The 2,203-nt window shown below is 71.9% G+C and carries 2 protein-coding genes; both read right to left on the reverse strand.

All coding sequences use genetic code 11. The features are described from left to right. Positions 1 to 767 (reverse strand): beta-galactosidase (locus tag MKW14_RS40585; protein ID WP_240871790.1); only part of this gene is annotated, 767 nt, incomplete at its 3' end. After that, on the reverse strand, positions 764 to 2,077 hold the full coding sequence (locus tag MKW14_RS40590) for a glycoside hydrolase family 36 protein (protein WP_240871792.1): 1,314 nt from the start codon (positions 2,075 to 2,077) through the stop codon (positions 764 to 766). The genes MKW14_RS40585 and MKW14_RS40590, both read right to left, overlap by 4 nt. Positions 2,078 to 2,203 lie beyond the last annotated feature (126 nt).

The following is a 2,203-nucleotide window of genomic DNA, read 5'->3' on the forward strand; positions in this document are numbered from 1 at the left end:
TTGTGCATCACCATGAAGTTGGTGGTGGCGGGGGTCGACGGCGCCGACTCGCGCAGGACGTCCCGCTCCGCCTCGTACAGCGACAGCAGGGCGTCGCTGCAGAAGCGGCGCCAGTCCAGCTGGTGGGTCGGGTTCGGGACCGCGCCCGTCGCGCGCGGGGGCAGGATCTGGTCCCAGTCGTAGTACCACTGGCTCCAGAAGGTGGTGCCCCAGGCGTGGTTGAGGGCGTCCAGGCTCGCGTACCTGTCCTGCAGCCAGTCACGGAAGGCCGCGGCGCTGGTGTCGCAGTAGCACTCGGCGTTGTGGCAGCCGTACTCGTTGTGGACGTGCCACATCACCACGGCCGGGTGGTCGGCGTAGCGGCGGGCCAGTTCGCCGGTGATCCGCAGGGCCGCCTCGCGGTAGGCGGGGCTGGACGGGCAGAACGTCTGGCGGCTGCCGTACGACATTCTGCGGCCGTCCTTGTCGACCGGCAGGGCGTCCGGGTGGGCGACGAAGAACCAGGCCGGCGGGGCCGCCGTCGGGGTCGCGAGGTCGGCGGCGATGCCGTGGGCGTGCAGCAGGTCGAGGATGCGGTCGAGGCGCGAGAAGTCGTAGGTGCCCTCGGAGGGTTCGAGCAGCGCCCAGGAGAAGATGTTGACGCTGACCATGCTGACCCCGGCCTCGGCCATGAGGCGCATGTCCTCGGCCCAGACCTCCTCGGGCCACTGCTCCGGGTTGTAGTCGCCGCCGTAGGCGATGCCCGGCACGTTCAGGGCGCGGCTCACTTCGCGGCTCCCGACAGCAGACGGCGCGTGGTGGCCACGCCCCACTCGTCCAGGGACAGCAGACGGTCGCTGGAGGCCATCAGGCCGCCGGTCGCCTCCACGTGCGCCGCCCAGCGCTCGCGCGTCTCCACGGCCGGGCGGGCCATCAGGCAGTCCGGGTCGTTGATCCAGAACCGGCCGTGCTGCCACTGGCGGCCGGCGCCGGTGAACTCGGCCGGGTCCTGCCCGGGCTGGCTGTAGTCGTCCGCCTCGGGACGGCGGTGCGGGGCCGTGTCGGGGCTCACTCGCATCGCGTCGAACAGGCCGATGGAGGGCAGGATGGGCGCCCCGCAGCCGAGCAGGTACGCGTCCGGGCCGATCGCCTCACGGATGAGCTCGATCCCCGAGCGGTACGCCGTCAGCGCGTCGACGGAGGCGTGCCGTACGCCCTCCAGCGCGCCCGCGTAGAGGAAGTCGACCTTGAAGTAGTCGTAGCCCTCGGCGCGCAGGGTGCGGAAGACCTCGGTCAGGTAGGCCGCCGCCTCGGGGTGGGTGGTGTCCAGCACCCTCAGGTCGTGGCCCCAGTTGCGGCCGGCGTGCGTGAAGCCGCCGTCCGTGTCGCGGACCAGCCAGTCGGGGTGTTCGGTGGCCAGGTCGCTCGCCGGGTCGACCAGGAAGGGGGCCGTCCAGATGCCGGCCCGGCGGCCGCGGGCCCGGATGGCGTCCGCGATGCCCTCGCGGGAGCGGAAGCGCCCGGAGAGGGTGAGCCAGTCGCCGAGTGCGCTCTGGTAGCCGTCGTCGATCTGCACGACGTCGACGGGCAGGTCGAGGGTGTCCATCGCACGGAGGTTCTCGTGGATGTCGTCCTCGGTGACCTCGGTGAAGTACTCGTACCAGGAGCACCAGACCGTCGGTGCCGGGCGCGGCGCCGCGGCGCCGAGGCTCTCGGCCCAACTGCCGAGCGCCTCCTGGATGTCCGTGCCCCTCCACTCCTTCACCGCACCGTCCGCGCTGACCTCCGCGAGGCCGTCCGTCACCGTCAGACGGATCGACGGAACCTCGCCCGTGGGGTCCACGGCCGCCCAGAGCCGGGTCGGCGAACCGTCGCCGGGATCGAGTGCCAGCAGGCCCTCGCCCTGGAAGACACCCTCGGGAACGGTGACGCCCGGGCGGTAACAGACCGTCGCCCAGTTGTCGTTGGTCGGGCGGTACGGCTTCTCACCGAGGGCGTAGGCGCCGCTGGGGCTCCAGGACTGCCAGCCCTCCTCGTGGACACGGGCGTTGGCCGGATCCACGGGGACGGAGGCGACGGGGGTGAAGGGGTGGTGCACGGGGGTCTCTTCCATGTGAAGGGCCCGGCGTCGGGGCGTCAGCCCTTGTTGGCGCCGAGGGTGAGGCCGCTGACGAACTGGCGTTGCAGGACGAAGTAGACGATCAGGGTGGGGATCGCGGTCAGC

It is taken from the genome of Streptomyces gilvus (assembly GCF_022513565.1).
Lineage (GTDB): Bacteria > Actinomycetota > Actinomycetes > Streptomycetales > Streptomycetaceae > Streptomyces > Streptomyces gilvus.